Origin of the sequence: Saccharopolyspora kobensis (assembly GCF_900108315.1) — a bacterium.
Lineage (GTDB): Bacteria > Actinomycetota > Actinomycetes > Mycobacteriales > Pseudonocardiaceae > Saccharopolyspora > Saccharopolyspora kobensis.
Genome location: NZ_FNVB01000006.1, coordinates 45,217 through 70,757, shown reverse-complemented (window position 1 = coordinate 70,757; position 25,541 = coordinate 45,217). Strand labels below are relative to the sequence as shown.

The 25,541-nt window shown below is 71.3% G+C and carries 28 protein-coding genes; 14 read left to right on the top strand and 14 right to left on the bottom strand.

From position 1 onward, the window contains the following. The first annotated feature begins 241 nt into the window (after positions 1 to 241). Entirely contained in the window at positions 242 to 1,072 is an 831-nt protein-coding gene (locus C4T78_RS20690) for an NUDIX hydrolase (protein ID WP_177247708.1), read from the top strand. Further along, positions 1,069 to 1,857 carry an MBL fold metallo-hydrolase gene (locus C4T78_RS20685; RefSeq protein WP_093356022.1) on the top strand — a complete coding sequence of 263 codons (789 nt, stop codon included), beginning with the start codon at positions 1,069 to 1,071 and terminating at the stop codon, positions 1,855 to 1,857. Before C4T78_RS20690 ends, C4T78_RS20685 begins: the two co-directional genes overlap by 4 nt. A gap of 87 nt (positions 1,858 to 1,944) precedes the next feature. Here C4T78_RS20685 and C4T78_RS20680 read toward each other — a convergent pair whose 3' ends face one another. From C4T78_RS20680 to C4T78_RS20665, 4 genes are all read right to left on the bottom strand, one after another. Next, positions 1,945 to 3,177, bottom strand: a complete 1,233-nt coding sequence (locus C4T78_RS20680) for an MFS transporter (RefSeq protein WP_093356020.1) — start codon at positions 3,175 to 3,177, stop codon at positions 1,945 to 1,947. 419 nt (positions 3,178 to 3,596) lie between these two features. Further along, positions 3,597 to 3,854 carry a hypothetical protein gene (locus C4T78_RS20675; RefSeq protein ID WP_093356018.1) on the bottom strand — a complete coding sequence of 86 codons (258 nt, stop codon included), beginning with the start codon at positions 3,852 to 3,854 and terminating at the stop codon, positions 3,597 to 3,599. A gap of 169 nt (positions 3,855 to 4,023) precedes the next feature. Then, a complete protein-coding gene (locus C4T78_RS20670; protein ID WP_093156348.1) occupies positions 4,024 to 4,698 on the bottom strand; it encodes a Crp/Fnr family transcriptional regulator in 675 nt (224 codons plus the stop codon). A 93-nt stretch (positions 4,699 to 4,791) separates the two neighbouring features. Further along, on the bottom strand, positions 4,792 to 5,046 hold the full coding sequence (locus C4T78_RS20665; protein ID WP_093156579.1) for a hypothetical protein: 255 nt from the start codon (positions 5,044 to 5,046) through the stop codon (positions 4,792 to 4,794). 115 nt (positions 5,047 to 5,161) lie between these two features. Here C4T78_RS20665 and nth point away from each other — a divergent pair, with 115 nt between their 5' ends. The 4 genes from nth (at position 5,162) to C4T78_RS20645 (ending at position 8,759) form a co-directional block, all read left to right on the top strand. Next, positions 5,162 to 5,983: an endonuclease III gene (nth, locus tag C4T78_RS20660; RefSeq protein ID WP_235863701.1), complete on the top strand. Its 822-nt coding sequence runs from the start codon at positions 5,162 to 5,164 to the stop codon at positions 5,981 to 5,983. Next, positions 5,980 to 6,615, top strand: coding sequence for a TlpA family protein disulfide reductase (locus C4T78_RS20655; protein ID WP_093356016.1), 636 nt, complete (start codon positions 5,980 to 5,982; stop codon positions 6,613 to 6,615). The genes nth and C4T78_RS20655 overlap by 4 nt, the downstream gene beginning before the upstream one ends. Next, positions 6,612 to 7,313, top strand: a complete 702-nt coding sequence (locus C4T78_RS20650; protein WP_093356013.1) for an NUDIX hydrolase — start codon at positions 6,612 to 6,614, stop codon at positions 7,311 to 7,313. The genes C4T78_RS20655 and C4T78_RS20650 overlap by 4 nt, the downstream gene beginning before the upstream one ends. 261 nt (positions 7,314 to 7,574) lie before the next feature. Beyond that, on the top strand, positions 7,575 to 8,759 hold the full coding sequence (locus C4T78_RS20645) for a MarP family serine protease (protein WP_093356011.1): 1,185 nt from the start codon (positions 7,575 to 7,577) through the stop codon (positions 8,757 to 8,759). Between the two features lie 306 nt (positions 8,760 to 9,065). Here C4T78_RS20645 and C4T78_RS20640 read toward each other — a convergent pair whose 3' ends face one another. From C4T78_RS20640 to acs, 3 genes are all read right to left on the bottom strand, one after another. After that, the gene (locus tag C4T78_RS20640; protein ID WP_093356008.1) at positions 9,066 to 9,560 is read right to left on the bottom strand and encodes a phage holin family protein; all 495 of its coding nucleotides are present in this window, start codon (positions 9,558 to 9,560) and stop codon (positions 9,066 to 9,068) included. Between the two features lie 135 nt (positions 9,561 to 9,695). Beyond that, a complete protein-coding gene (gene nhaA, locus C4T78_RS20635; protein ID WP_235863723.1) occupies positions 9,696 to 10,832 on the bottom strand; it encodes a Na+/H+ antiporter NhaA in 1,137 nt (378 codons plus the stop codon). 326 nt (positions 10,833 to 11,158) lie between these two features. Beyond that, a complete protein-coding gene (acs, locus tag C4T78_RS20630; protein ID WP_093356003.1) occupies positions 11,159 to 13,141 on the bottom strand; it encodes an acetate--CoA ligase in 1,983 nt (660 codons plus the stop codon). A 216-nt stretch (positions 13,142 to 13,357) separates the two neighbouring features. On the opposite strand from acs, the gene C4T78_RS20625 reads away from it, so the two are divergent. The 7 genes from C4T78_RS20625 to C4T78_RS20595 all read left to right on the top strand — a co-directional run bounded on the left by C4T78_RS20625 (position 13,358) and on the right by C4T78_RS20595 (position 17,768). Continuing rightward, complete coding sequence (locus tag C4T78_RS20625; protein WP_093356002.1) at positions 13,358 to 14,104, top strand: Fic family protein; 747 nt, start codon at positions 13,358 to 13,360, stop codon at positions 14,102 to 14,104. Positions 14,105 to 14,153: 49 nt separating this feature from the next. Continuing rightward, positions 14,154 to 15,089 carry a nucleoside hydrolase gene (locus C4T78_RS20620; protein WP_093356000.1) on the top strand — a complete coding sequence of 312 codons (936 nt, stop codon included), beginning with the start codon at positions 14,154 to 14,156 and terminating at the stop codon, positions 15,087 to 15,089. A 63-nt stretch (positions 15,090 to 15,152) separates the two neighbouring features. Next, complete coding sequence (locus C4T78_RS20615; RefSeq protein ID WP_093355997.1) at positions 15,153 to 16,058, top strand: LysR family transcriptional regulator; 906 nt, start codon at positions 15,153 to 15,155, stop codon at positions 16,056 to 16,058. A 78-nt stretch (positions 16,059 to 16,136) separates the two neighbouring features. Then, positions 16,137 to 16,652, top strand: a complete 516-nt coding sequence (locus C4T78_RS20610) for a cysteine dioxygenase family protein (protein ID WP_093355995.1) — start codon at positions 16,137 to 16,139, stop codon at positions 16,650 to 16,652. An 84-nt stretch (positions 16,653 to 16,736) separates the two neighbouring features. Beyond that, positions 16,737 to 16,955, top strand: a complete 219-nt coding sequence (locus C4T78_RS20605; RefSeq protein ID WP_093355992.1) for an MFS transporter — start codon at positions 16,737 to 16,739, stop codon at positions 16,953 to 16,955. Continuing rightward, positions 16,952 to 17,350: a nitroreductase family deazaflavin-dependent oxidoreductase gene (locus C4T78_RS20600; protein WP_093355990.1), complete on the top strand. Its 399-nt coding sequence runs from the start codon at positions 16,952 to 16,954 to the stop codon at positions 17,348 to 17,350. The genes C4T78_RS20605 and C4T78_RS20600 overlap by 4 nt, the downstream gene beginning before the upstream one ends. Positions 17,351 to 17,402: 52 nt before the next feature. Next, positions 17,403 to 17,768, top strand: a complete 366-nt coding sequence (locus C4T78_RS20595; protein ID WP_093355987.1) for a MerR family transcriptional regulator — start codon at positions 17,403 to 17,405, stop codon at positions 17,766 to 17,768. 35 nt (positions 17,769 to 17,803) lie between these two features. Here C4T78_RS20595 and C4T78_RS20590 read toward each other — a convergent pair whose 3' ends face one another. From C4T78_RS20590 to C4T78_RS20570, 5 genes are all read right to left on the bottom strand, one after another. Beyond that, positions 17,804 to 18,715: an N-acetylmuramic acid 6-phosphate etherase gene (locus C4T78_RS20590; RefSeq protein WP_177247707.1), complete on the bottom strand. Its 912-nt coding sequence runs from the start codon at positions 18,713 to 18,715 to the stop codon at positions 17,804 to 17,806. Next, a complete protein-coding gene (locus tag C4T78_RS20585) occupies positions 18,715 to 19,635 on the bottom strand; it encodes a MurR/RpiR family transcriptional regulator (protein WP_093355982.1) in 921 nt (306 codons plus the stop codon). Before C4T78_RS20585 ends, C4T78_RS20590 begins: the two co-directional genes overlap by 1 nt. A gap of 329 nt (positions 19,636 to 19,964) precedes the next feature. Beyond that, a complete protein-coding gene (locus C4T78_RS20580; protein WP_093156370.1) occupies positions 19,965 to 20,357 on the bottom strand; it encodes a PPOX class F420-dependent oxidoreductase in 393 nt (130 codons plus the stop codon). A gap of 70 nt (positions 20,358 to 20,427) precedes the next feature. After that, positions 20,428 to 20,823: a RidA family protein gene (locus C4T78_RS20575; protein WP_093355980.1), complete on the bottom strand. Its 396-nt coding sequence runs from the start codon at positions 20,821 to 20,823 to the stop codon at positions 20,428 to 20,430. 62 nt (positions 20,824 to 20,885) lie between these two features. Next, on the bottom strand, positions 20,886 to 21,299 hold the full coding sequence (locus tag C4T78_RS20570; RefSeq protein ID WP_093156373.1) for a MarR family winged helix-turn-helix transcriptional regulator: 414 nt from the start codon (positions 21,297 to 21,299) through the stop codon (positions 20,886 to 20,888). A gap of 63 nt (positions 21,300 to 21,362) precedes the next feature. Between C4T78_RS20570 and C4T78_RS20565 the strand changes: the two genes are divergently transcribed. Beyond that, positions 21,363 to 22,214 carry an MBL fold metallo-hydrolase gene (locus C4T78_RS20565; RefSeq protein WP_235863700.1) on the top strand — a complete coding sequence of 284 codons (852 nt, stop codon included), beginning with the start codon at positions 21,363 to 21,365 and terminating at the stop codon, positions 22,212 to 22,214. Positions 22,215 to 22,367: 153 nt separating this feature from the next. Here C4T78_RS20565 and C4T78_RS20560 read toward each other — a convergent pair whose 3' ends face one another. Together C4T78_RS20560 and C4T78_RS20555 are read right to left on the bottom strand one after the other, a co-directional pair. Then, positions 22,368 to 24,104: a serine hydrolase domain-containing protein gene (locus tag C4T78_RS20560; protein ID WP_093355976.1), complete on the bottom strand. Its 1,737-nt coding sequence runs from the start codon at positions 24,102 to 24,104 to the stop codon at positions 22,368 to 22,370. A gap of 181 nt (positions 24,105 to 24,285) precedes the next feature. Beyond that, the gene (locus tag C4T78_RS20555; protein ID WP_093356308.1) at positions 24,286 to 25,515 is read right to left on the bottom strand and encodes an exo-beta-N-acetylmuramidase NamZ family protein; all 1,230 of its coding nucleotides are present in this window, start codon (positions 25,513 to 25,515) and stop codon (positions 24,286 to 24,288) included. Positions 25,516 to 25,541: the final 26 nt, after the last annotated feature.

Genomic DNA, 25,541 nt, shown 5'->3' with positions numbered 1-25,541 from the left:
GGGCGTCGCGGGGTGTCGGTTCGCCCGGAACCAGCAGCCCATCACGCCCGGTCAGCCACCACCAAGGGCAGAACCGGCGCACAACCCGCTCAGGACGACCTCGTCGCGCCCTGAGTCCGAGTCCCTGCTCCCAACCAACCGCACCATGGGCGCGACCCAGCCACGAGAAACCCCGAAAACGCGGGGTCACCCCGGATCGCGACCACCCTGGAGATCGCGGCGGGGCGGTACTGTGTCCGGCATGGTGTTAGATCCCGGAGATCGCTCCCTGCCAACGGGATTCGCGCCCGAAGTGCCCGCAGGTCGAGCGGTCGCGCCGAAGGACGCGGCGACCGTGATGCTGGTCAGGGACGGCTCCGCGGGTCTAGAGGTCTTCCTGCAGAAGCGGGTCAAGGGCATGGCCTTCGCCGCCGGGATGACCGTCTTCCCCGGTGGCGGGGTCGATCCGCGCGACGCGGACGTCTCGGTGTCCTGGCACGGGCCCGAGCCGGACTGGTGGGCGCAGCGCTTCGGCTGCACGCCGGAAACCGCGCGGGCGCTGGTGTGCGCGGCCGTCCGCGAGACGTTCGAGGAGTCCGGCGTGCTGCTCGCCGGTCCGGACGCCGCGACGCTGGTCGGCGACACCGGCCACTACGCCGCGGCACGAGCGGCGCTCGTCGCCCGCGACCTCTCGCTGGCGGAGTTCCTGGCGGGCGAGGGCCTCGTCCTGCGCGCGGATCTGCTCCGCCCGTGGTCGAACTGGGTGACCCCGGAAGGCGAACCGCGCCGCTACGACACGCGCTTCTTCCTCGCCGCGATGCCCACCGGCCAGCAGGCCGACGGGAGCACGTCCGAGGCGGTCGAGGCGTACTGGGCGACACCGCGGCAGGCGCTGGCGGACTTCGCCGACGGCCGCTGCCACCTGCTCCCGCCGACCCGCGTCACGCTGGAAGAACTCGCCGAGCACGGCGGCACGGGCACCGCGCTGGAAGCCGAGCGGACGCTGGCGAAGATCATCCCGAAGCTGGTCCAGCGCGACGGGCGCTGGCACGTGCTGCTGCCCGGCGAACCCGGGTTCGAGGAGGCGAAGTGACCGAGCACCCCGCCTACGCCACGCTGCGCCCGGTCACCCGGTACGCGTCGGTGCTGCTGGCGCACAACCCGTCGCCGATGACGCTGGAGGGCACCAACACCTGGGTGGTGGGCGAGCCGGACGCGGTCGGCCGCGTGGTGATCGACCCGGGACCGGAGGACGCCGAGCACCTGCGGCGGGTCGCCGACCACGGTCCGGTGTCGCTGGTGCTGCTGACCCACCACCACGGCGACCACACCGACGGCGTCGAGCGGTTCGTGGAGCTCACCGGCGCTCCGGTGCGCGCCCTGGACCCGGCGCTGTGCCGAGGAGCGGCTCCGCTCCGCGACGGCGAGGTCATCGAGGCGGGCGGGCTGGAGCTGCGCGTGCTCGCCACGGCGGGCCACACGGCGGACTCGGTCTGCTTCGCGGTCGACCACGACGAACCGGCGGTGTTCACCGGCGACAGCGTCCTCGGCCGCGGCACGACGGTGGTCGCCCACCCGGACGGCCACCTGGGCTCCTACCTCGACTCGCTGCGCCGCCTGGCCGACCTCCCGGAGGGCATGCGCGTGCTCCCCGGCCACGGTCCCGACCTGCCGGACGTCCGGGCGATCGCGACGCACTACCTGCGGCACCGCAACCAGCGCTTGGACCAGGTTCGCGCGGCGCTCGCCGATCTCGGTCCCGGCGCCACCCCGCGCCAGGTGGTGGAGCTGGTCTACGCGGACGTGGACCGAGCGGTCTGGCCCGCCGCGGATCTGACGGTCCGCGCCCAGCTCACCTATCTCCAGGAAGCCAAGTAGCGAGGTTTCTGCTGGTAAAAGCCCGTGAGTGGTTTGGGGTGCCATAGCCCCTCGAAACGCTCACGGTCCTTGACCTGCGCGAACGGGTCAGACTCCGGCCAGCGAGACGTCGTTGCGCGTCGTCGTCAGGAGGGTTCGGCGGCGCAGCCAGAGGACCGCCGCGACGGCGATGCCCACCGCACTCGCGGCCAGGAACGACGCGGCCGGGCCGCTGAGCTCGACCAGCTGGCCGCTGACCGACTGCCCGATGGCCGCGCCGAGCGTCACGGAGGTGACCACCCAGCCGAACGCCTCGGTCGCGGTGCCCTCCGGCGCGGCGATCTCGATCGCCATCGAGTGCGCCGTGGACTGCGGGGTGATCAGGCTGCCCACCACCAGCAGCGCGATGCACAGGCCCCACAGCGAGCTGGGCAGTGCCAGCAGCGCGAGCAGCCCGGCGAAGCCGAACAGCAGCGCGGGCAGGCGCAGGTGCATCGGGCGCGGCCACGGGCGCAGCCCGTACAGGACGCCCACGATCACCGAACTGATCGACAGCACGCTCAGCAGCAGACCGCCTGCGGTCGGGTAGCCGGCTTCGACGGCTGCGGCGGGCACACCGACCTCGATGAACCCGATCAAGGTGCCGAAGCCCAGCGCGGCCAGCGCCACCGTCCGCATGCCCGGGCTGGCGATCGCGCCGAGCAGGCTGGTGCCGCCCTGCTTGCGCTCCGGACGCTGGGCGCGCGCGGCGCGCGTCGAGGCGAAGCCGACGCTGCCCAGCACCATGCAGGCCGCGCCGACGACGACCCCGGTCCCCGGCCACGGCATCGCGACCATCAGCCCGGCCAGCCCCGGCCCCAGGATGAAGAACGTCTCCATGCTGATCGCTTCGTAGGAGTAGGCCGCGTTGCGCGCCGGGCCGGGCGGCAGCAGCTGCGACCACAGGGCGCGGGAGGCCGGTCCCACCATCGGCTCGCTGAGCCCGACCAGGAACGCGAGCCCGGTCATCAGCGCCACCGGGGCGTGCGCCTCGATGACCAGCACCTCGACGGTCACCAGGGCGGCGAACACCGCGGACATCACGTAGAGCGGCTTCGTCGGTCCGACCCGGTCCATGATCCGGCCCTGCGCGACCGATCCGCACGCGACGCCGATGAGCGCACCCGCCGAGACCAGGCCTGCGGCGGCGAAGGAGCCGGTCTCGCGCTGCACGTAGAGCATCAGGGCGAGGCCGACCATGGCGATCGGCAGCCGGCCGAGCAGCGAGGTGATGACCGGTCCGCGGGCGCCGGGTGCGGTCAGAGCGGTGCGGTAGTCGGCGAGGGACGCGGATTGGGACACGCAGACCAGTATCCAGATACTGGTACGCCAGTACCAACCTGAGCGCGGGTAATTCGGCTCACGCGGCGCTCACCAGCGGCGAGGCGCACGACCACCTGGGGCAAGAGGGGACTTTCGGCCCGGTTCGCCGGGCTCGCGGACGAGGCACACTTGCCGAGGGCTAGCCGGAACGGGTGAACTCTGCAACCAGGCGCTGACTGGCTGCGTCCTGAAAGGTGAGAGGGGCCTTGCTGGCGACACCCGTCGTCCAGCATCGTCGAAGGTACGGAGCTTTCCTCCGGTGTCGAGGATTCGGGGCCGAAGCACTGGAGGATCGGGGGAGCGTGGTTGGTCGTCGGGGGATTAACCACGCACATGTGAAGGGGCTGGAGCGCCGCGTCGGGGGTGGCGCCCAGCCCCTTCGCACGTCTGGGGCGACCTCAGTCGCCACCGCCTCCGCCGCCCGAGTCGCCGCCTCCGCCACCGGAGTCACCGCCGCCCCAACCGCCGGAGTCGCTGCCGCCGGAGTCGCCGCCCCAACCGCCGTCGCTGTAGACGGCCGAGTCGCCGCTGTAACCCCCGCCGCCCGACCGGGCGCGCTTCCGCGGGTTCGCCCGCCGCGCGCCGCGGGAACGCGCCACGAGCGCGAGCAGCGCCACGAGCACTCCGAGCCCTGCGATCAATCCGATCCAGTACATGCCTGCCCCCAAGATCCGGTTGCACCCAGTTCATACCAGGCGCGGAGGGCGCGGGACGGCAAAACGACCGACATCCGGGCACGCAAAAGCGCGCGTCGACTGAAGAATCCGGGAAAGATCCCGGATCCGTCGGCCGACGCGCGTCAGTTCGCGCGCGTTGCGGCTTCGATCAGCGGGCGCGGCGAGCGAGCCGCTCCGGGTCGAGGATGAGGACGCTCTTGCCCTCGAGCCGCAGCCAACCGCGGTGCGCGAAGTCGGCCAGCGCCTTGTTCACGGTCTCCCGGGAAGCGCCGACGTACTGCGCGATCTCTTCCTGCGTCAGGTCGTGGGTGACCCGCAGCAGACCCGCCTCCTGGCTGCCGAAGCGCTGCGCGAGCTGCAGCAGCGCCTTGGCCACGCGGCCAGGCACGTCGGTGAAGATCAGGTCCGCCAGCATGCCGTTGGTGCGCCGCAAGCGGCGGGCCACCACGCGGAGCAGCTGCTCGGCGATCTCCGGCCGGGTGCCGATCCACTGCCGCAGCGCGGAGCGGTCCATGCTCAGCGCGCGGACCTCGGTGACCGTGGTCGCCGTCGACGTCCGCGGACCGGGGTCGAAGATGGACAGCTCGCCGAACATGTCCGACGGTCCCATGATCGCCAGCAGGTTCTCCCTGCCGTCCGGGGACTTGCGCCCGAGCTTCACCTTGCCGGACTGAATGATGTAGAGCCGGTCACCCGGCTCGCCCTCGGCGAAGATCACGTGCCCGCGCGGGAACTCAACCGGTTCCAGCGACTGTGCCAGGGCCTCCGCCGCGGCCGGCTCCACTCCTTGGAAGATGCCGGCCCGGGCCAGGGTCTCGTCCACCTCGTCCCTCCATGTTGAGACGCGGCGGCTTGCTGTGGTGCCGGGCCCGCCTGCGCGAGTCCGGCGATGTGCCGCCGATCACTACCAGCAATTCTAAGACTGGTCGCGCGAACGGCGAGTACGCAGCCTACCGGCGCGTCCCACTCTGCGAAGCTGGAACAGCTCCAGCGCTCGTCCAATACCTTGCCGGAACAGTGCCCGCACCTCGTCGGGGCGGGCGTTCTCCAGCAGCTCTTCCACCTCGTTCTCCTGCACCGCCACGTGCCGCAGCCGAGCCTCCACGCGCTCCATGAAGAGCGCGAAGAACATGATCACGACGGGCACGACGATGACGAACCAGGCAGCCACCATGATTTACATCCTCACGCATGCCGTCGAGCAGGGTGCAACCGGGGTCGGGTTGCCGGGTGGGTGAGTTCGGTACGGCCACCGTCCGCGTCGGCCGGATCCGTAGTCTGGTGGGGTGTCGGATCTGGCTCGAACCAAGAAGACCAAGTCCCGCGCGGGCGGTGAAACCCGGCTGGGCCTGGTGAGGCGGGCTCGCCGGATGCTGCGAACCCTCACCGAAGCGTATCCGGACGCGCACTGCGAACTGGACTTCGACACGCCGCTGGAGCTCGCGGTCGCGACCATCCTGTCCGCCCAGTGCACCGACAAGCGCGTCAACGAGGTCACCCCGGCGCTGTTCGCCAAGTACCCGACGGCCGCCGACTACGCGGGCGCCGACCGCACCGAGCTGGAGGAGATGATCCGCTCCACCGGCTTCTTCCGGAACAAGGCGACGTCGCTGATGGGCCTGGGCGCTGCGCTGGTGGAGCAGTACGACGGCGAGGTGCCCGCGAAGCTCGCGCAGCTGGTGAAGCTGCCGGGCATCGGCCGCAAGACGGCCAACGTGATCCTGGGCAACGCCTTCGAGGTGCCGGGCATCACGGTGGACACCCACTTCGGCCGGCTGGTCCGCCGCTGGGGCTGGACCGAGGAGGAGGACCCGGTCAAGGTCGAACACGCGATCGGCGAGCTCATCCCGCGCAAGGAGTGGACGATGCTCTCGCACCGGGTGATCTTCCACGGCCGCCGCGTCTGCCACTCCCGCAAGCCCGCCTGCGGCGCCTGCCTGCTGGCCAAGGACTGCCCGTCGTACGGGCTCGGGCCGACCGAACCGGCCGTCGCGGCCAAGCTGGTGCGCGGCCCGGAGGCGCCGCGGCTGCTGGAGCTGGCCGGGGTGGTCGACGAGATCCCGGAGAGCACCATCGAGCAGGCCGCGGCCAAGGAGCCGATGGCGTGAAGCTGAGCGCCTACCGGACGGAGATCCGCTGGACGATCGTCGTCGTCGTGCTCGCGGTGCTGGGCGTGATCGCGCTCTGGCCGCGCGACGCCGAGCAGCGCGCCGACTCCGCGGCCGCACCTGCCCCGCCACCTGCGGCGAAGCCGGTCGACCCGGCGCAGCGGGCCGCCGCCGCGCTCGAAGCCTGCCCCACCGGGGAGGGCGCCCCGGCGCAGCTGGCCGGGATCACCGGCACCTGCCAGGCCGACGGCGAGCCGGTCGACCTCGGCGCCGCCGTGGCGGGTGAGCCGACGCTGGTGAACGTGTGGGCGACCTGGTGCGGGCCGTGCCGCACGGAGCTGCCCGCGCTCCAGGCCTACGCCGAGCAGCCGGGCGCGATCCGGGTGCTGGGGGTGCAGGTGCAGAGCGATCCCGGCGATGGCCTTGACCTGCTCGCCGAACTCGGCGTTCACTTCCCCAACGTGCATGACGGCGACAACCGCATCCGGGCCGCGCTCAAGGCGCCCAACGTGCTCCCGATCAGCTACGTGGTGACCGGCGCCGGCGAGGTCCGGCGCATCGACCCACCGGTCGCGTTCGAGACGCCGGACGAGGTCCGGGCCGCCGTCGAGCGCACGCTGGGGGCGAGGTGACCCCGAAGCTGCTCGTCGACCCCGCTGAACTGCCCGAGTGGTTGCGGCCGCTGATCGAGCGCGCCGCCGAGCTGGACCCGGGCCACTTCGGCTGGCCGCGCGAGAACCCGCCCGCCGACGCCCGGCCCGCCGCGGTCCTGGTGCTCTTCGGCGAGGGCGCGGCGGGCCCGGACGTGCTGCTGCTGCGCCGCGCCGACGGGCTGAACTCGCACCCGGGCCAGGTCGCCTTCCCCGGCGGCTCGCTCGACGATGTCGATCGCGGGCCGGTCGACGCCGCGCTCCGCGAAGCCGTCGAGGAGGTGGGGCTGCGACCGGAGGGCGTCCGCCCGCTGGTGACGCTGCCCGAGCTGCACGTCCCGCACAGCGGCTTCCGGGTGACCCCGGTGCTCGCGCACTGGGCCGAGCCCTCGCCCGTCTCGCCGGTCGACCCGGGCGAGACCGCGGCGGTGGCGCGGGTGCCGATCTCCTGGCTGACCGACCCGGCCAACCGGCTGCGGGTCGAGCTGACCGGGCGGCACGCGGGCCCGGCCTTCCTCGTGCCCGGCATGTTGGTGTGGGGTTTCACCGGCGGCCTGCTGTCCGGGCTGCTCGACCTGGCGGGCTGGGCGCGCCGCTGGGACCGCGCCGACGTCCGGGAGCTGGATGAGGCCTGGCGGGCCGCGGAGGAGGCCGAGGACATCGGCTTCGGGCGAACTTGACCGGTCTGAGAGCCTGTCGGGCGGAGCCGCCCGCGCTCTTGCAGCCGCTTGGGGTGCGCATGCGGGGTGACCACTGGCGGGTTCTGAGTGGTTTCCTGGCGAGGACGGCCCCTCCGCCGTGCATCGGGCACGCACCGGGAGGGGCACCCGCAGTCCGGGGAAGCAGTCGGGTTCCGCCGAGCGACCACCCGAGCGGAGCAACCACTGGCAGGGTCTGTGAGACCGTAGTGCGGTCTGATCGCCGGGTGGAGGGGTGAGCGGGTGAACTGGGTCGACCTGCTGGTGGTGCTGCTGGCACTGCTCGCCGCAGTGTCGGGTGCGCGGAGCGGCCTGGTCACGGCCTTCTTCTCCTTCCTCGGCGTGTTCATCGGCGCGGTGGTCGGCTTGAAGGTGGCGCCGCTGCTGCTGGACCGGCTGGACAGCCCCGTCGCCCGGCTCGGCTTCGGCGTGGGCATCGTGGTGCTGCTGGTGGCCTTCGGCGAGACCTTCGGCATGTGGGCCGGGCGCGAGCTGCGCGACCGGATCACCTCCCGCCGCCTGACCGGCGTGGACAACGCGCTGGGCTCGGTGCTGCAGTTCTTCGCGGTGCTGGTGGTGGCGTGGCTGGTCGCGCTGCCGTTCACCTCGGCGTCCGCGCTGCCCGGGCTGGCCGCCGCGATCAGCCGGTCGCAGGTGCTCAGCGCGGTCAACTCGGTGATGCCCGACTCGGCCCGGCAACTGCCGAACGATCTGCGCGAGATGCTCGGGGTGTCCGGCTTCCCGCAGGCCCTGGAGCCGTTCTCGCAGACACCGGTGGCCGAGATAGCGCCGCCGGACCCGGCGCTGGCCAACAGCCCGGTGGTGCGCGATTCGCGGGCCAGCGTGGTGAAGGTCCGCGGCCGCGCGACGTCCTGTGCGCGGGCCCTCGAGGGCACCGGTTTCGTGATCGCGCCGCACCGGGTGATGACCAACGCGCACGTGGTCGCGGGCACCGACCGGGTGGCGATCGAGATCGGCCGCGGCCAGTTCGACGCCGAGGTCGTCCTGTACAAGCCGGACGTGGACCTCGCGGTGCTGTCGGTGCCGGACCTGGACGCCGACGCGATGACCTTCGTGAACGGCGAGGCGGCACCCGGCAACGACGTGATCGCCCTGGGCTACCCGCTGGACGGCCCCTACACGGCGTCGGAAGGCCGCATCCGGGAGCGGATCAGGCTGCGCGGCCCGGACATCTACGAGGCGCAGACGGTGGTCCGCGACGTGTACACGGTGCGCGGCAAGGTGCAGAGCGGGAACTCCGGCGGTCCGCTGATCGACCCGAACGGCAACGTGGTCGGCGTGGTCTTCGGCGCGGCGGTCGACGACCCGGAGACGGGCTTCGCGCTGACCGCGGCGGAGGTGGCCGACGAGGTGGCGGCGGCTCCGCGCCTGACCACCCCGGTCTCCACCGGCGCCTGCACCAGCTGACCGGCGCGACTTCCGCTGAGATCGGACGTCCGCTCTCAACGGAACCCGCGAACACCTCCGGTGCGTCGGTACCCGACACACCGACGGTGCGTCCGATTTCACGCGATTTCAATTGAAATCAGACGTCTGATTTCAATTGAAATCGCATGCGGGGTGCGGTGACCGGCGGCTCCCCGGGCGGAGTCCGGCAGCGCGCGGGGCCGCGTGCGGGCCGCGGAGCCAGCTGGGTGCGGGCACACGCACAGGGCCGGGTGCGCCGACGAAAACGCGCCGCACCTGCGGTGAGGTGCGGCGCGAGGAGCGTCTTTACGCCGAGGGGGTCGGCTCTTCTTCCTTGTGGCGCTTGGCCAGCTGGGAGGTTTCCTTGAGCGACTCGATGGTGCGCTTCGGTGCCCTGATCTTGCGGACCCGGAGGTAGCCGAGGAAGGCCATCAGGCCTGCCACCACCAGCATCAGCAGGAACACGATGCCGAAGGCCGCCCACCGCCACAGGCCGAGCTGGGCCAGCCCCTCGGCCAGCGTGAAGAACAGGAAGAACATGCTGAAGCCGAGCACGGCCAGCGCGAGGATGAAGTAGACGCTGCCCTTGACGGCCTTCTTCATCTCGCCGGCGAGCTCGGTCTTCGCCAGCTCCACCTCGGACCTGACCAGAGTGGACAGGTGCGTCGTGGCATCGCGGACCAACGAGCCGATGGACTGCCCATCAGGAGCAGTGCCCTCTTCGGACAGCGGGATGGACGTGACCGCGGTCCACCCCGCACCGTCACGGCTGCCGTTGGTGCTGTTCTGGGCGCTGTTCACGTGCCCATCGTGCCACGCGCGATCAGCGGGCGAGAGAGCGACTCGCGGTGCGTTACCCGTGAGTGACTTCCGGCGGGCCCAACAGCGGCGAGGCCCCCGGGAGCCGGAGCTCGCCGAGGGGCCTCGCCGGGCGGATCAGGAATCGGCCTCCGCCTCGGCGTTCTTGTGCTTGCGGCCCCGGCGGAGCAGGATCGCGGCGGCGACCAGCGAGGCGATCGCGGAGGCGATCAGCACCGCGGCCTTGGCGCGCTCCGCAGCGGCGCCCTCCAGCGACAGGTCCGCGATCAGCAGGCTCACCGTGAAGCCGACGCCGCCGAGCATCGCCAGCGCCGCCATGTCGCTCCACCGCACCGAGTCCGGCTTCGCCCCGATGCCCAGCTTCACCGCGAGGAACGAGCTGCCGAAGATGCCGATCAGCTTGCCGACCACCAGACCGATGATCACCGCGATCGCCACCCGGTCCTCGCCGATGGCCGTCAGCGCGTCGCCGTCCACCGGCACACCGGCGGCGAAGAACGCGAACACCGGCACGACCAGCCCGGCCGACCAGGGCTGCAAGCGGTGCTCCAGGCGCTCCGACGGCGAGGCCTCCTCCTCCGGGTCGCGGCGGACGCGGGTGAGCAGGCCGAGGGCCACGCCGGCGATGGTGGCGTGGATGCCGCTGGTGTGCACCGCGACCCAGACCGCCACGGCCAGCGGCACGTAGATGAACGGGCTGGTGACGCGCTTGCGCTGGAGGTACCAGTACAGGACGCACAGCAGGACGGCGGCCAGCAGGGCCAGCACGCTCAGGCCGTCGGTGAACAGCACGGCGATCACGATGATCGCGCCCAGGTCGTCGACCACGGCGAGGCTGAGCAGGAAGACCCGGGCGGCGGTGGGCATCCAGGACCCGGTCAGCGACAGCACGCCCAGCGCGAAGGCGATGTCCGTGGCGACCGGGATCGCCCAGGCCGCGTGCGCTCCGGGCGCTCCGTGGCCGATCGCGAAGGCGAGCACGGCGGGAACGATCATGCCGCCGAGCGCGGCGATCACCGGGAGCATCGCGCTCTTGCGGTTGGACAGCTCGCCGACCACGAGTTCGCGCTTGAGCTCCAGGCCGGCGACGAAGAAGAAGATCGCCAGCAGGCCGTCCTTGGCCCACTCGCCGATGCTCAGGTGCAGGTGCAGCGCTTCCGGCCCGAGCTCGAAGTCGCGGATGGCCCGGTAGAACTCCGACAGCGGGGAGTTGGCCATGAGCAGCGCGAGCGCGGTGGCGGCGAGCAGGACCATCCCGCCGACGGTTTCGGTGCGCAGGTAGGAACCGAAGTCGAAGTTCCTGGCTGAGGACGGCTGGGGCTGGCTGTGGTCGGCTTTCGACACGCAACGGCTCCGATCGCGGGTAGCACGGACTACGGACGCCGACCAGACTTCCCGGCACACCTTTGCCGAAATCCTAACACCCGGCTCCCGGACGTTCGCCGCGCGAAACAGTTCCGGCTCGCCGTCTTCGCAGGTCAGAAGGTTCTTCCGAGGTGACCTGACGGGAACTTCACGTTCCTGTTGACAGCAGCAGGGGCGCCCTCCGGCTGGAGGACGCCCCTGCTCGCGGTCGTCGGTCAGTCGTCGCTGCCGGTCTTCAGGCCCTTCGAGATGAGGTCCATGACGCTGGAGTCGGCCAGCGTGGTGACGTCGCCGACCTCGCGGTTCTCCGCGACGTCGCGCAGCAGCCGGCGCATGATCTTGCCCGAGCGGGTCTTGGGCAGCTCCGGCACGATCATGATCTGGCGCGGCTTGGCGATCGGCCCGATCTCGCTGGAGACGTGCTCGCGCAGCTCCTTCAGCGCCGCCTCGCCGGAGGCCGCGTCGTCGACGCCGCCGCGCAGGATCACGAAGGCCACGATGCCCTGGCCGGTGGTCGGGTCGGATGCGCCGACCACCGCGGCCTCGGCGACGTTCGGGTGCGAGACCAGCGCGGACTCGACCTCGGTGGTGGAGATCCGGTGCCCGGAGACGTTCATGACGTCGTCGACCCGGCCCAGCAGCCAGATGTCGCCGTCGTCGTCGTACTTGGCGCCGTCACCGGCGAAGTAGTAGCCGAGGTCGGCGAACTTCGACCAGTAGGTCTCCCGGTAGCGGGCGTCGTCGCCCCAGATGCCGCGCAGCATCGACGGCCACGGCTTGTCCAGCACCAGCAGCCCGCCGCCGCCGTTGGGCACCTCCTCGCCGGCCTCGTTGACCACCTTCGCCGAGATGCCCGGCAGCGGTCGCTGCGCGGAACCGGGCTTGGTGGCGGTCGCGCCGGGCAGCGGCGAGATCATGATCGCGCCGGTCTCGGTCTGCCACCAGGTGTCCACGATCGGCGTGCGGTCGCCGCCGATGTTCTTGCGGTACCAGATCCAGGCCTCGGGGTTGATCGGCTCGCCCACGCTGCCCAGCAGCCGGAGGCTGGACAGGTCGTACTTGGCGGGGATGTCGGCGCCCCACTTCATGAACGTCCGGATCGTGGTCGGCGCCGTGTAGTAGATGGTGACGCCGTACTTCTGCACGACCTCCCAGTGCCTGCCCTCGTGCGGCGAGTTCGGGGTGCCCTCGTAGATCACCTGCGTGGCGCCGTTGGCCAGCGGCCCGTAGACGATGTAGGTGTGCCCGGTGACCCAGCCGATGTCGGCGGTGCACCAGTAGACGTCCGACTCCGGCTTGAGGTCGAAGACGTTGCTGTGCGTGTAGGCGGCCTGGGTCAGGTAGCCGCCGGAGGTGTGCAGGATGCCCTTCGGGCGGCCGGTGGTCCCCGAGGTGTAGAGGATGAACAGCGGCTGCTCGGCGTCGAAGGCCTCCGGGGTGTGGGTGTCGGGCTGACCCTCCAGCACGTCGTCCCACCACTTGTCCCGCGCGTCGTCCCAGGCGACCTCGCCGCCGGTGCGCTTGACCACCACGACGTGCTCGATGCTCGGCGTCTCCGCGACGGCGGCGTCCACGTTGGCCTTCAGCGGCATCGCCTTGCCGCGCCGGTACTGGCCGTCGGCGGTGATCACCACCTTCGCCTCGGCGTCGTTGATGCGGGTGCGCAGTGCCTCTGAGGAGAACCCGCCGAAGACCACGCTGTGCATCGCGCCGAGGCGGGCGCAGGCCAGCATCGCGAACACCGCTTCGGGCAGCATCGGCAGGTAGATCGCGACCCGGTCACCGGCACCGATGCCCAGCGCGGCCAGCGCGTTGGCGGTGCGCGAGACCTCGCGCTGCAGCTCGGCGTAGGTGATCGTGCGGGAGTCGCCGGGCTCGCCCTCCCAGTGGATGGCCACCCGGTCGCCGTTGCCCGCCTCGACGTGCCGGTCGACGCAGTTGTAGGCCACGTTGAGCTTGCCGCCCACGAACCACTTCGCGAACGGCGCGCCGGACCAGTCCAGGACCTGGTCCCACTTGGTCTCCCAGTGCAGCTTCTCCGCCTGCTCGGCCCAGAACGCGTCCCGATCGGCATCCGCGCGGGCGTAGAGATCCGCGGTGGCGTTCGCCTGCGCCGCGAACTCCGCCGAGGGCGGGAACGTCCTGCTCTCGTTCAGCAGGTTGCTGAGCTCGTTGTTCTGCCCGTCGGGCTGGCTCATCGCCGAGAACCTCCGTGGTCGTGGGGTAGCCAGTGCTAACCGCACCGTAATGCGATCGGGCTCACTGCAACAGAGGGTTAGCGCTATTGGTACAGACCAATCAGGCATACGGTCCGAAATCACTGCGTAACGCAGGGCTGTCGGACGATTCACTGTGGCACACGTCGCATCCCGCCTCGGCGGCGGGGGCAGGGCCGGACGGTAGCGTCAGCGGGCGTGAACGACAAGCCATCGCTGGCCCCGCTGGTCGAGCTGGACGGGGTGGCCGACGCCGTGGCCGCCGCCCGCGCGGCCATCGACGAGGTCCACCGGCACCCGGCCAACCGCCGCGGCTGGCCGACCACCGCGGCGGAGGCGTCGGTGCGCGCCGCGCGTGCGTCCGCGGCGATCGCGGGAGGCGCGGCGGAGATCCCGGAGTCCGGGGAGGTCACCGACCCGCTGCTGGCCGGTGCGCTGCGGATCGCGGAGGGGATGGGCGGACTGCTGCCCACCTGGCAGCGCGCGCCGCGGCAGGCGCTGGCGCGGATGCACGTGCTCGCCGCCGCGGACCTGGTCGACGACCCGGATCAGCTCGGACGCCCGCAGGCGGACCCGGAGATCGCCGAGCGGCTGGACCTGCTCGCCGAGATCATCACCGACCCGAAGGCGCAGGGCCCGGGGCCGGTGCTGTCGGCCGTCGTGCACGGCGAACTGCTCGCGCTGCAGCCCTTCGGCCTGGCCGACGGCGTGATCGCGCGCGCGGCCGCGCGGCTGAGCGTGATCGGCAGCGGCCTGGACCCGAAGGGCCTGGTCGTGCCGGAAGTGGCGTACTTCCGGCGGCAGGAGGAGTACGCGGAGCTGGCGCTGGGCTTCGCGACCGGCGACCCGGACCAGGTCGCGGAGTGGATCGTGCACTGCTGCAAGGCGCTCGAAGCGGGCGCCCGCGAGGCGAAGTCCATCGCCGACGCGGTCCAGGAAGGCTGACCGCCGCGGGCGGTCCCACCGAGCAGGTCGAGCACGGCCGGAGGAAGACGTGGCGAAGAAGATCCTGATCGACTGCGATCCGGGCATCGACGACGCGCTGGCGCTGGGACTGGCGCACGGCAGCCCGGAGCTGGACGTCGTCGGCGTGACCACGGTCGGCGGCAACGTCGAGCTGGAGCACACCACCGACAACGCCCTGCGGCTGCGGGACTTCTACGGCATGGACGCGCCGGTGGCGCGCGGTGCCGGGCGGCCGCTGGTGCGCGAGCCGCGGACGGCCGGGGACGTGCACGGCAACTCCGGGCTCGGCGGTGCGGTGCTGCCGGAGCCGAAGTCCGAGCTCAGCGGGCAGCACGCGGTCGACTTCATCATCGACACCCTGGCCGCCTCGCCCGGCGAGATCAGCTTGACCGCGGTCGGCCCGCTGACCAACATCGCGCTGGCGCTGCGCAAGGAACCGCGGATCACCGAGTGGGTGAAGGAATTCGTCATCATGGGTGGATCTTTCACCCGTGGAAACACGAATCCGGCCGCCGAGTTCAACATCGTCGCCGACCCGGAAGCCGCCGCGGTGGCCTTCGGCGCGCCGTGGCGCACGGTCATGATCGGCCTCGACCTCACCCACCAGGCGCGGGCGAGCGCCGAGGTGCGCGCCGGGTTCGCCGACCTCGGCAGGCTGGAGGCGGAGCTGCTCACGCCGTGCCTGGACTTCTACGGCAGCCACATCAGCTACCAGGAGAAGGGCCCGGCGATCCACGACGCGTGCGCGGTGGCGTACGTGATCGACCCCGGCCTGTTCGAGTCGGTCCCCGCCCGCGTCGACGTCGAGACGCAGGGCCGGTTCACCTCCGGCATGACGGTCACCGACTTCGCGGCCCCGGCCGACACCCGCAACGCGATCGTCCCGACGGCGCTGAACACCGAGGGCTTCTGGAGCCTGGTCACCGACGCCTACCGCAACGTCGCCGCCAGCCTCCCGGCCTGACCAGCAGCGCGAGTCCCCTGATCAGCACTGCCGCCGCCGAGGCGAACGTGAGATCTTTTCAAGATGGTGGACCCGCGGTACATCCGGATGTTCCACGCCGTGGTCCGGGCCGGTTCGTACGCCGGTGCGGCGCGGGAGCTCGGCTACAGCCAGCCCGCGGTCAGCCAGCAGATGCGGGCCCTGGAGCGAGCCGTCGGCACGCCGCTGTTCACCAGGGCGGGTCGATCGCTGCGGTTGACCGCGGCCGGTGAGGTGCTGGCCAGGCACGCGGGTTCCGCGCTGCGCGACCTCGCCGCCGCGCAGAACCAGATCACGGCGATCCGGCAGCTGCGCACCGGGCACATCCGGATCTGCGCGTTCCCCAGCGCCAGCGCCACGATCGTGCCCGCCGTGGCGGCGCGGATCGCCCGCCACCACCCGGACCTGCGCATCCAGCTCGTCGAGGCGGAGCCGCCCGATTCGGTGGAGACGCTGCGACGCGGCGAGTGCGACGTCGCGCTCGCGTTCACCTATCCGGGAGCGGCTGAGGAGCTGGACGACGGCGACCTGCTCGGCGTGGCGGTGCTGGACGATCCGGTGGTCGTCGTACTGCCCAGCGGGCACCGGCTGGCCGAGCGCCGGTCGGTGGAGCTGGCCGATCTCGCCGGTGAGCGGTGGATCGCGGGGTGCACCCGCTGCCGGGACCACTTCGTGCAGGAGTGCCGCGCGGTCGGTTTCGAACCGGACATCGCGTTCACCACCGATGACAACCTCGCGGTGCAGGGCCTGGTCGCGGCCGGTGTCGGGATCGCGCTGATGCCCGGCCTGGTGCTGTCGTTCCTGCGGCACCCGGAGGTGACCAGCCGCCGCGTGCGCAGGCTCGACGACCGCCGGGTGTCGGCGTACGTCCTGCGCGATCACCACCGCATCCCGGCCACCGCGTTGATGCTGGAGACGTTCCGCCAGGTGGGCACCGCGACTCGCCGGTGAATCTCCAAGCAGTGCTTTGGGAGTGGCCAAGTTTTCTGCCGTCGACGCGCGTATTCCTTGCGGTGCAAGGTGATTCGCATGACTTCGCAGCTGGTGGAACTGGCCGGAACCATTCGCGAGCAGGTGCGGCGCGGGTTGCCCGCGGCGCAGACCGCGGAACTGGTCGAGGAAGCGCTGAAGCCCTTCCTCACCGCGCCCGACCTGCTGAGCCCGGTGCAGCGCGTCGGCGATCCCGACCACTACCGGCAGCACGTGCTGCACGTGGAATCCGATGGCAGCTTCTCGATCGTCGCGCTGGTCTGGCTGCCGGGCCAGCGGACGCCGGTGCACGACCACATCTCCTGGTGCGTCACCGGAGTGCACGAGGGCGTGGAGCACGAGCAGCGCTACGTCCTGCGCGGCGATCACCTGGTTCCGGCGGAGCAGACCACCAACCACCCCGGTGAGGTGTGCGGTTTCGCGCCACCTGGGGACATCCACCTGGTCCGCAACGCGGGCACGGTGAAGGCGATCTCGATCCACGTCTACGGAGCGGACATCGCTGTCCTGGGCTCCAGCGTCCGCCGCTGCTACGAGCTCGGCGTCACGGCCTGACCTGCCCGGACCGCGAGCGGGGCAGTGCTTCCGGACACACCGGGTTGACCTTCACGTCTGACGTCAACGCGGACGCTCGGCGGTATGACCGGAAAGCTTCTCCCGCACCGCCCGCTGCTCCTGGTGCTGACCGGCTGCGCCTTCCTGCTCGGCACCGGCGAGATCGTGATCGCCGGCCTGCTGCCGGAGATCGCGGCAGAGCTCGGCATCTCGTTACCGCTCGCCGGGGCGCTGATCAGCGTGTTCCTGGTCGCTGCGTTCGACGCGGCCGGTGCGCGGCGGGAGATCGGAGCGTTGCGATGAACGAGCAGGTGGTCCGGGAGTTCCGGGCGAACGGCGGGAAGGTCGGCGGGATCTTCGACGGGGTGCCGTTGCTGCTGCTGACCACCGTCGGGGCGCGCAGCGGCCGGTCGCGCACCACTCCCGCCGTTTACCTCCGCGACGGGAACCGGTTCGTCGTGTTCGCGTCCAACGGCGGCGCACCGGTCCCACCCGCCTGGTACTTCAACCTGGTGGCGAACCCGCAGGTCGTGGTGGAGGTCGGTGGCGCGACCCGCACGGCGGTGGCGACGGTCGTCGACGGTGCCGAGCGCGACCGGCTCTGGGCTCGGCAGGTGGCGGCGGATCCGCAGTTCGCGCAGTTCCAGCAGCGCGCGGGACGGCTCGTCCCGGTGGTCGCCCTGGAACCGGTGGCTTGACCTTGACGTGGGCGTCGAGGTCTACGGTCGGATCCGGACCAGGGGAGGGACGATGCGGATCGGTGAACTGGCCGCGGCGACCGGCACCACCACGCGGGCGCTGCGCTACTACGAGGAGCAAGGCCTGCTGCGCCCGGAGCGGTCGGCCAACGGCTACCGGGTCTACCGGCCTGGCGCGGTCGCGGTGGTGGAGAACATCCGACTGCTGCTCGCGGCCGGGCTCACCACCGAGGACCTGCGGGCGATCGACGGATGCCTGCTGGATCCGGTGCACGCCTGCGCCGATCCGACGCCCAAGATCCGGCTGTTCGAGCAGCGGTTGGCGGTGGTCCAGCGGCGGATCGACGAGCTGTCCCGGATCCGGGGACGGCTCGTCGACCAGCTGGCGGAACTGGGCGGTGCGTCGGTCGCGGCCTGATCCGGCTGCGCACGGGGAGCCGGTGCGCAGTTCGGCTACTGCGCGAGGGCGCGGAGGGCTTCCCGGACCTGGCCGTCGGCGACCGCCAGCGCTGCCGCCGAGCTCTCGACGTCGGCGCCGGTCAGCAGGTGCACCAGCGCCGTCTTCAGGTCTCCGTCGGAGGCCGTCAGCGCCGCTTCGCAGATCTCCTCGGAAGCGCTGGTCGCCTCCTGCAGGATGCCGATCGTGCGGCCGCGCAGCTTCGCGTTGGTGGCGAGCATGCTGACCATCAGGTTCGAGTAGGTGCGGCCCATCCGGATCATCACGGCGGTGGAGAACGAGGTGAGCACCAGCTTCTGCGCGGTGCCCGCCTTCATCCGGGTGGAGCCGCTGATCGGTTCCGGCCCGGTGTCCACCGCGATCACCACGTCCGCGGGCACCTGGCCGACGTCCGGGTTGGAGGTGACCAGCGCGGTCTTCGCCCCGAGCTGCTGCGCGGCTTCCAGCGCGGCCAGCACGAACGGGGTGCGGCCGGACGCCGCCAGGCCGATCACCAGGTCCTCGGGTGATGCGCTCTCGCGGATCTCGGCGGCACCGGAGGCGACGTCGTCCTCGGCGTTCTCCACGGCTCGCCGGAAGGCGTCGGGACCGCCCGCCTGGTGCGCGACGATCCAGTCCGGGGGCACGTTGAAGGTCGGGATCAGCTCCGCCGCGTCGAGCACGGCGAGCCTGCCGGAGGTCCCCGCGCCCACGTAGTGCACGCGGCCGCCCGCGCGCAGCGCGGCGACCGCCATGTCCACCGTGCGCGCCAGCTCGGGCAGGACCCGGCCGACCGCCACCGGGACGGTGCGGTCCTCGCCGTTGAGCACGTGCAGGATGTCCAGCGTCGGCAGCAGATCTATGTCCCGCGTCCGCGGGTTGTTGCGCTCGGTCGGAGCATCCACCCGCACTGCGCGGTCCTGGCTCATCACGCCTCCTTCTGCCGCCGGCGATCCGGTCGGCTTTCGAGGCGGTGGCCGCCCACCGCTTCGTACGTGGCCTCCAGCGCCGCCCGGGCCTGATCCAGGTGGCGCTGCGCGACGCCGATGAACAAGCAGTCGATCACGGTGAGCTGGCCGATCCGGCTGGCCATGGCCCCCGATCGGTAGGTCGTCTCGCGAACCGCCGTGGTCAGCACGTGGTCGGCGACCTCGGTGATCGGCGAGCGGGCGAAGTTGGTCAGCGCCGCCGTCGTCGCGCCCCGCCGTCGCGCCTCGCGCAGCGCCTCGACCGTCTCGGCGGTCGCACCGGTGTGCGAGATGCCGATCGCCACGTCGCCTTCGCGCAGCACCGCCGCGGAGGTGAGCGCGTTGTGCGTGTCCGACCAGGCGAAGCAGGTCAGGCCGATGCGGTGCAGCTTCTGCTGGAGGTCGAGCGCGACGAACGCGCTGGCACCGACGCCGTAGACGTCGATGCGGCGGGCCTGCGCGACGTCCTCGACGAGCGGTTCCAGCACCGCGGCGTCCAGCTGTTCCGCGGTTTCCTCGACGGCCTTGGCGTCCGCGTAGCCGACCTTCTCGATGATCTGGCGGAGGTCGTCGTCCGGGGCGATGTCGCTGCCGAGCTCGCGGTCGCGGGTGGAGGTGCGCGCGGTGTCGGCGGCCAGCGCGATGCGCAGGTCGGGATATCCGCCCACGCCGATGGCCTTGCAGAACCGGGTGACCGTGGTCTCGCTGGTGCCCGCCGCTTCGGCGACCTCGGTGATGCTGCGCCGCGAGATCGACGCCGGGTCGGCGAGCACGATGTTGGCCACTCGCTGCTCCGCTCGGGCGAGGCCGGGCAGCAAGGAGCGAATCTTGACGAGGGGGCTCGCCTCGCCCGATTCGCGGGACGTGTCGTCAGTGGCCATGTGGGAAACTTACTAACCGTTGCTTCTGGCGGTCAATGGCCCTCTTCCGGGTTTCCACCGGGTAGACGGGGCAACTCCCTACCCAGGTTGCATCCGGCGACAACTACTCCGAAAGGGGTAATAGGTAGGTTTTCCCGCACCAGAACGTCGTCGGCCCCGAAAAACGAGCACGAAGCCTCGGCCCACCGTGCTCAGAACCCCTGTTCAGGGGTGCAGCGGTGCGCAACCGGCCGCCCCGCACCACCGGCTCCGCCACCCGGGGCCGCGTCACTTTCGCGAGTTCACCCGGGTGACGGTCGATTTCGTGGGAAATCGACACCGCCAGGCGGTCACTGCTTGGTGGTGTGCTCCGGTTCGACGTAGACGATCACGCGCTCGTCGCCGGGTTGCGGCCACGGGTACTCGTCCTCGTCGAGGTACTTCTTGGCCATCTTGTCGATGAACCGGTTGTCCTGGTCGTCCTCGACCTTGGCCACCCGGCCGCGCACCTCGACGTAGCGGTAGGGCTGGTCAGGGTCGTGCACCGAGACGGAGATGCGCGGCTCCCGCTTGAGGTTGCGGTACTTCTGCCGCGTCTTGGTCTGGCTGAACTTCAGGTACCGGCCGTCCCAGTCGATCCACACCGGGCTGGACTGCGGTTCGCCGTGCGGACCGATGGTGGCCACGTGCCCGAAGGCCCGCTTGCCCAGGATGTCCTCCCGGTCCTGCGGAATCCCCGACATCTCGACTCCTTCCGACGGTTGCGGTTCGCGTTCGACCCTGCCCGCCGGTCGTGGAGCTCGCGACTCGGCGTCAGGGCCGCACGGCGACGGCGTCGATCTCGAAGAGCATGCCCGGCAGCGCCAGCGCGGCCACGCCGGTGAGCGTCTGGGTGGGCGGCTGGTCGCCCCAGATCTCGCCGATGAGCCGGCCGATCACGGCGAGCTTGTCGAGGTCGTGGTCGACGACGTAGGTGCGCAGCTGCACGACGTGGCTGAAGTCCAGGTCGACCGCGGCCAGCGCGGTGCGCAGGTTGGCCAGCGACTTCTCGACCTGCTCGGCGAAGTCCGCCGAGGTCACCTCGCCGTCGCCGTCGGAGGCGTACTGGCCGGCGATGAACACCAGTCCGGTGGAGGTGTCGGCGACGTGGCTGTAGCCGAAGCGGACCGGGTCGTGCAGGGCTGCCGGGTTGATGATCTGGTGGGACACGCGGAGTTCCTTCCGAGCGATGCTTCTCGATCTTGAGAACGCATCCGGGCCCGTGGAATTCCTCAGCGGTCGGACAGGGCGCGTCGCAGGAGCTGGTGCAGGCTCTGCTGCTCGTCCGCGTCGAGCCCGGACAGCGGGGTGTTCACCGAGAACCGCTCGATGATCCGCGTCCGCTGCCGCACGCCTTCCTCGGTCAGCGCGATCTCCTTCGCCCGCCGGTCGGTCGGGTGCGGTCGGCGGGTGACCAGGCCCTGCTTCTCCAGCCGGTCGATCACGAAGGTCACGTTCGAGGTCGCGCAGTGCATCCGGTTGGCGAGTTCGCGCATGCTCAGCGGTTCGGCCAGCTCGCGCAGGGCGATCGCCTGGGACGCCGTGAGCTCGCTGTCCGCGACGCAGCGCCGCACGTGCTCCTCGATGTTGTGCGCGAGCTCGCTGATCAGGCTGCAGAGCTCGCGGGTTTCCGCGGACCGGTCCATGCGAGCAGCTTACCAAGTTAGAGATGTTGCAATTAGAATAGTTCTAGTTGTAAGTTGCGTGCCGTGATTGCGGAACAGCGGTGGAGCACAGCGGCAGGCATCCGGTCGATCGAACTCGGCGACCTGCGGATCAGCTACGTCCCGGACGGCGTCGTCGGCCTCAAGCCGCGCGGGTGGTTCCTGGAGACCTCGGCGGACGACTGGCGCGAACGAGCGCAACACCTCGACGGTGCGGGCCACCTGGTCGCCAGCATCGGCGGCCTGCTCGTCGAGCACGGCTCGCGGGCGATGCTGATCGACGCCGGATTCGGCCCGGCGAGCAGGCCCGACGACCCGGGCAACCGGATCATCGGTGCGATCCGCGGCGGTGACCTGCTGGAGAACCTCGCGGTGCTGGGGCGCGCTCCCGAGGAGATCGAAGCGGTCGCGATCACCCACCTGCACACCGACCACATCGGCTGGGCGCACCAGGACGCCTTCCCGGCCGCCCGGTTCCTGCTGACCGAGCAGGAGTGGAAGCACCGCGACGAGCACGCCGAGGACGTCACCGACGAGATGCTGGCCGCGCTGGAGCGGCAGGTCGAAACCGTCCAGGACGGGCAGGAGATCTTCCCGGGCGTGCGCGTGCGCAACTCGTTCGGCCACACGCCCGGCCATGCGTCCTACGCGCTGACCTCGGGCGACCAGCGCCTGATCGCCTTCGGCGACGCGCTGCACAGCGCGGTGCAGATCGCCGAACCGACCTGGCCGGTCTGGGCCGACGTCGACCGCGCGGAGGCCGTCCGCACCCGCCGGGAACTGGTGCGGGAACTCCGGGAACCGGGCACCCTCGGCTTCGGCATCCACTTCGCCGACGTCCAGTTCGGCCGCGCGATCGCCGACTCCGGCACCACCCACTGGCAACCCCTGCCCTGACGGGAGCGACGCGATTTCAATGGAAATCGGACGTGCGATTTCCATTGAAATCGCGTGGCGCGTCGGCGCGTCGGCACTCGACACGCCGACTCAGCGCAAATTCAATTGAAATTGGACGCCTGACTTCCATTGAAGTTGCGGAAGACCGGTGCGTCAGCGGTCGGTGGAGACCCAACCGTCGGGGTGCAGGCGGTCGGCCTGGAGCTCGCCGTCCAGCAGGGTCGCGTCGCGGTCGGCGGCCAGGATGCCGTCCACGTTCACCCCGCGCCCGGTGTACCGGCCGTCCGGCGCGTACCGCCACCGCAGGTGCACCTGCGCGCCCGGCTCCGCGTCGACGGATCCGCGCACCTTCCACCAGTTCCGGTGCCCGGATCCGGCCAGCTGCTCCTGGGCGCCCTCCGGCGCTCCCGGGCCGGCGGCCCGCACCGCCACCGGCCGCCAGGTCGTACCGTCCACACTGGATTCCAGCAGCAGCGGGTCGACGCCGTCGGAATCCCGCTGGGTGTCCACGAACGCGCTGTAGGTGACCTGCACCGGGCCGCTGACCGGACCGAGCGGGCCGGTGGTCAAGGTGCCCGCGCGATCGGCGGACCACGACTCCGAACCGAACTCCGGCCGCACCGCCAGCGCCCGCGCCATGCCCTGCGCCAGCGCCTGCCGGGCCTGGTTGTTCGAACCCCACTGCCGCGACGGGTGCACGCGGTTGGTGAGCAGCACCGCGACCGACCGCGACAGCGGATCGATCACCAGCGACGTCCCGGTGTAGCCGGTGTGCCCGGCGGTGTGCGGCGCGCTGAGCCCGGCCATGTACCAGCGCTGGTCGAGCTCGAAGCCCAATCCGTGCGCGTTGCCGGGGAATTCGTCGTTGAAGTCGGTCAGCATCCGGGCCACGCCGTCCTCGGAAAGGATGCGGTTGCCCGCGTAGGTGCCGCCGTTGAGCAGTGCCTGACCCAGCGTCGCCAGGTCGTCGGCGGTGGAGAAGACGCCGGCTTGGCCCGCGACGCCGCCCAGCGCCCAAGCGTTCTCGTCGTGCACTTCGCCGCGCACCATGCCGCGCGGCGGATCGGCCTGGAACTCCGTGGCCGCCACGCGGTGCAGCTCGGCCGCGGGCGGGTTGTAACCGGTGTCCCGCATGCCCAGCGGCCCGGTGATCCGCTCGGCCACCACCCGGTCCAGCGGTTCACCGGTGATGCGTTGGATCAGCACGCCGAGGGTGATCATGTTCGGGTCGGAGTAGGTGTAGTTGGTGCCCGGCGGGTGCTCCGGGGTGAGCTGCATGATCGACGGAATCCGCTGCTCCGGGGGCAGCTTCCACAGCTGCGCCTCGGCTTGCAGCCCGGAGGTGTGGGTGAGCAGCTGTTCGACGGTGATCGCCTGCTTGCCGTTGACGCCGAACTCCGGCACGTACTCCGCGACCGGAGCGTCCAGCCGCACCGCGCCGTCGTCGACGAGCTGCAGCGCCGCGATCGAGGTGAACAGCTTGCTGATCGAGGCGACGTCGAAGATCGTGTCGACCCGCATCGGTTCCCGCTGGTCGGCGGGTAACTCGGTGCCCTTGCCGTCGGCGTAGCGCACCTCGTGCCCGACCGCGTCGCGCCGGACCACGACCCCGTCGTGCACCAGCAGGCTCACGGCGCCCGCGTACATCGGGTGCTCGCGGTCCGGAGTCGGCTCGGTCCAGGCCGCGATCTGCTGCAGCGCCGCGTCGATCGGGGCGGGATCCAGCCCGACGTCGGCGGGGGAGCCGTCGCGCAGCACGGTCTCGCCGGGGGCGAATCCCCGATGCGGGCGGTCGAAGTGGCCGTCGGCGTTGCCCGGTGACGCCGTCGCCGAGCCGGCCAGCGCGGTGACCGACAGCAGCGCTACGGCCGCCAAGATCGTCCTGCCCATCCGTTCCCCCTCAGTGCCTGTTGGTGGTGTGCCTCGCCGGGATGATCGCTTGGCGGAACCTGTGCGGGTGCCCCTCGACCAGTACACGGCTGAGGGGCCGTCCTCGCCAGGAAACCGCTCAGAAACCGTCGAATGCGTGCTCGACGCGGCTGCCGCCGCTGGACGGAGCACCGACAGGCCGTCAGCGGTAGAGCAGATCCGGTTCGCGTTGTCGTCGGAAGTCCTCGACCTCGTCCTGCCACGAGTCGACGATCTCGGCGGCGTCGGCGCCGCCATCGACCATCGTGCGCAACCGGTCGGAGCCGGAGAGCTTGTCGATCATGTTGTCCGGCCGCCAGCCGAACACCTGCGGGTACAGCTCTCGCGCGGTGACGAGCATGGTCACCGCGGTGCGGATCGCGTCGACCTCGCCGAGCCGGTGCACCTGCACGCCACCGCAGGTGACGTCGGCGTGCTTGGAGAAGGTCGGCACGAAGTAGGTCTCGCGGAACCGGACTCCGGGCAGCCCGGCCTCGTTGAGCGCCTCCGCCCACCGCCAGTCGATGCCCGGCGCTCCGATGATCTCGAACGGCCTGGTGGTGCCCCGGCCCTCGGAGAGCACGGTGCCCTCGAACAACCCGGTCCCGGGGTAGAGCGCGGCGGTGTCCGGCGTCGGCATGTTCGGGCTCGGCGGAACCCAGGGCAGGCCGGTGCCCGCCGCGCGCCCCTGCCAGCCCTCGACCCGGACGACCTCCAGCTGCGGCAGTCGTTCCGGCAGGTGGACGCGGTTGAACATCCGGGCCAGCTCGCCGACGGTCATCCCGTGCTGCTGCACGATCGGCAGCAACCCGACGCCGGAGGCGAACCGCGGGTCCAGGCGCGGCCCGGCGACCTGGTCGCCGAGCGGATTCGGCCGGTCCAGCACCAGGAACGAGGCCCCGACCTGCTGCGCGGCCTGCATCGCGGTGTACATCGTCCAGATGTAGGTGTAGAAGCGGGCGCCGACGTCGGCGATGTCGAAGACCACCTGCTCGACACCCGCTTTGCGGAACATCCCGGCCAGCTTCGCCGCGTCGGCGCCGTACGCGTCGTACACCGGCAGCCCGGTGCGCGGGTCGCGGTAGTCGCCCTCGGAGCCGCCCGCCTGGGAGGTGCCGCGGAATCCGTGCTCGGGCCCGAAGACGGCGGCGATGTCGACCGCACCGCTGGCGTGCATGGCGTCGACGAGGTGCTCCAGCGACGAGAGCACGCCGGTCGGGTTGGTCACCACCCCGATCCGGCGGCCCTTGACGTCGTCCCAGTTCCGCCCGGCGAGCACGTCCGCCCCGGTTCGCACCGCGAATCCGAGGTCGGTGGGCTGCTGCGGCGCGGCGCAGGCGGAACTCGTCGCGATCCCGACCGCGGGCACGGCCAGCGCAGCCGCGGTCAGCATGCCGCGCCGGGAGAGCCGGAACTCAG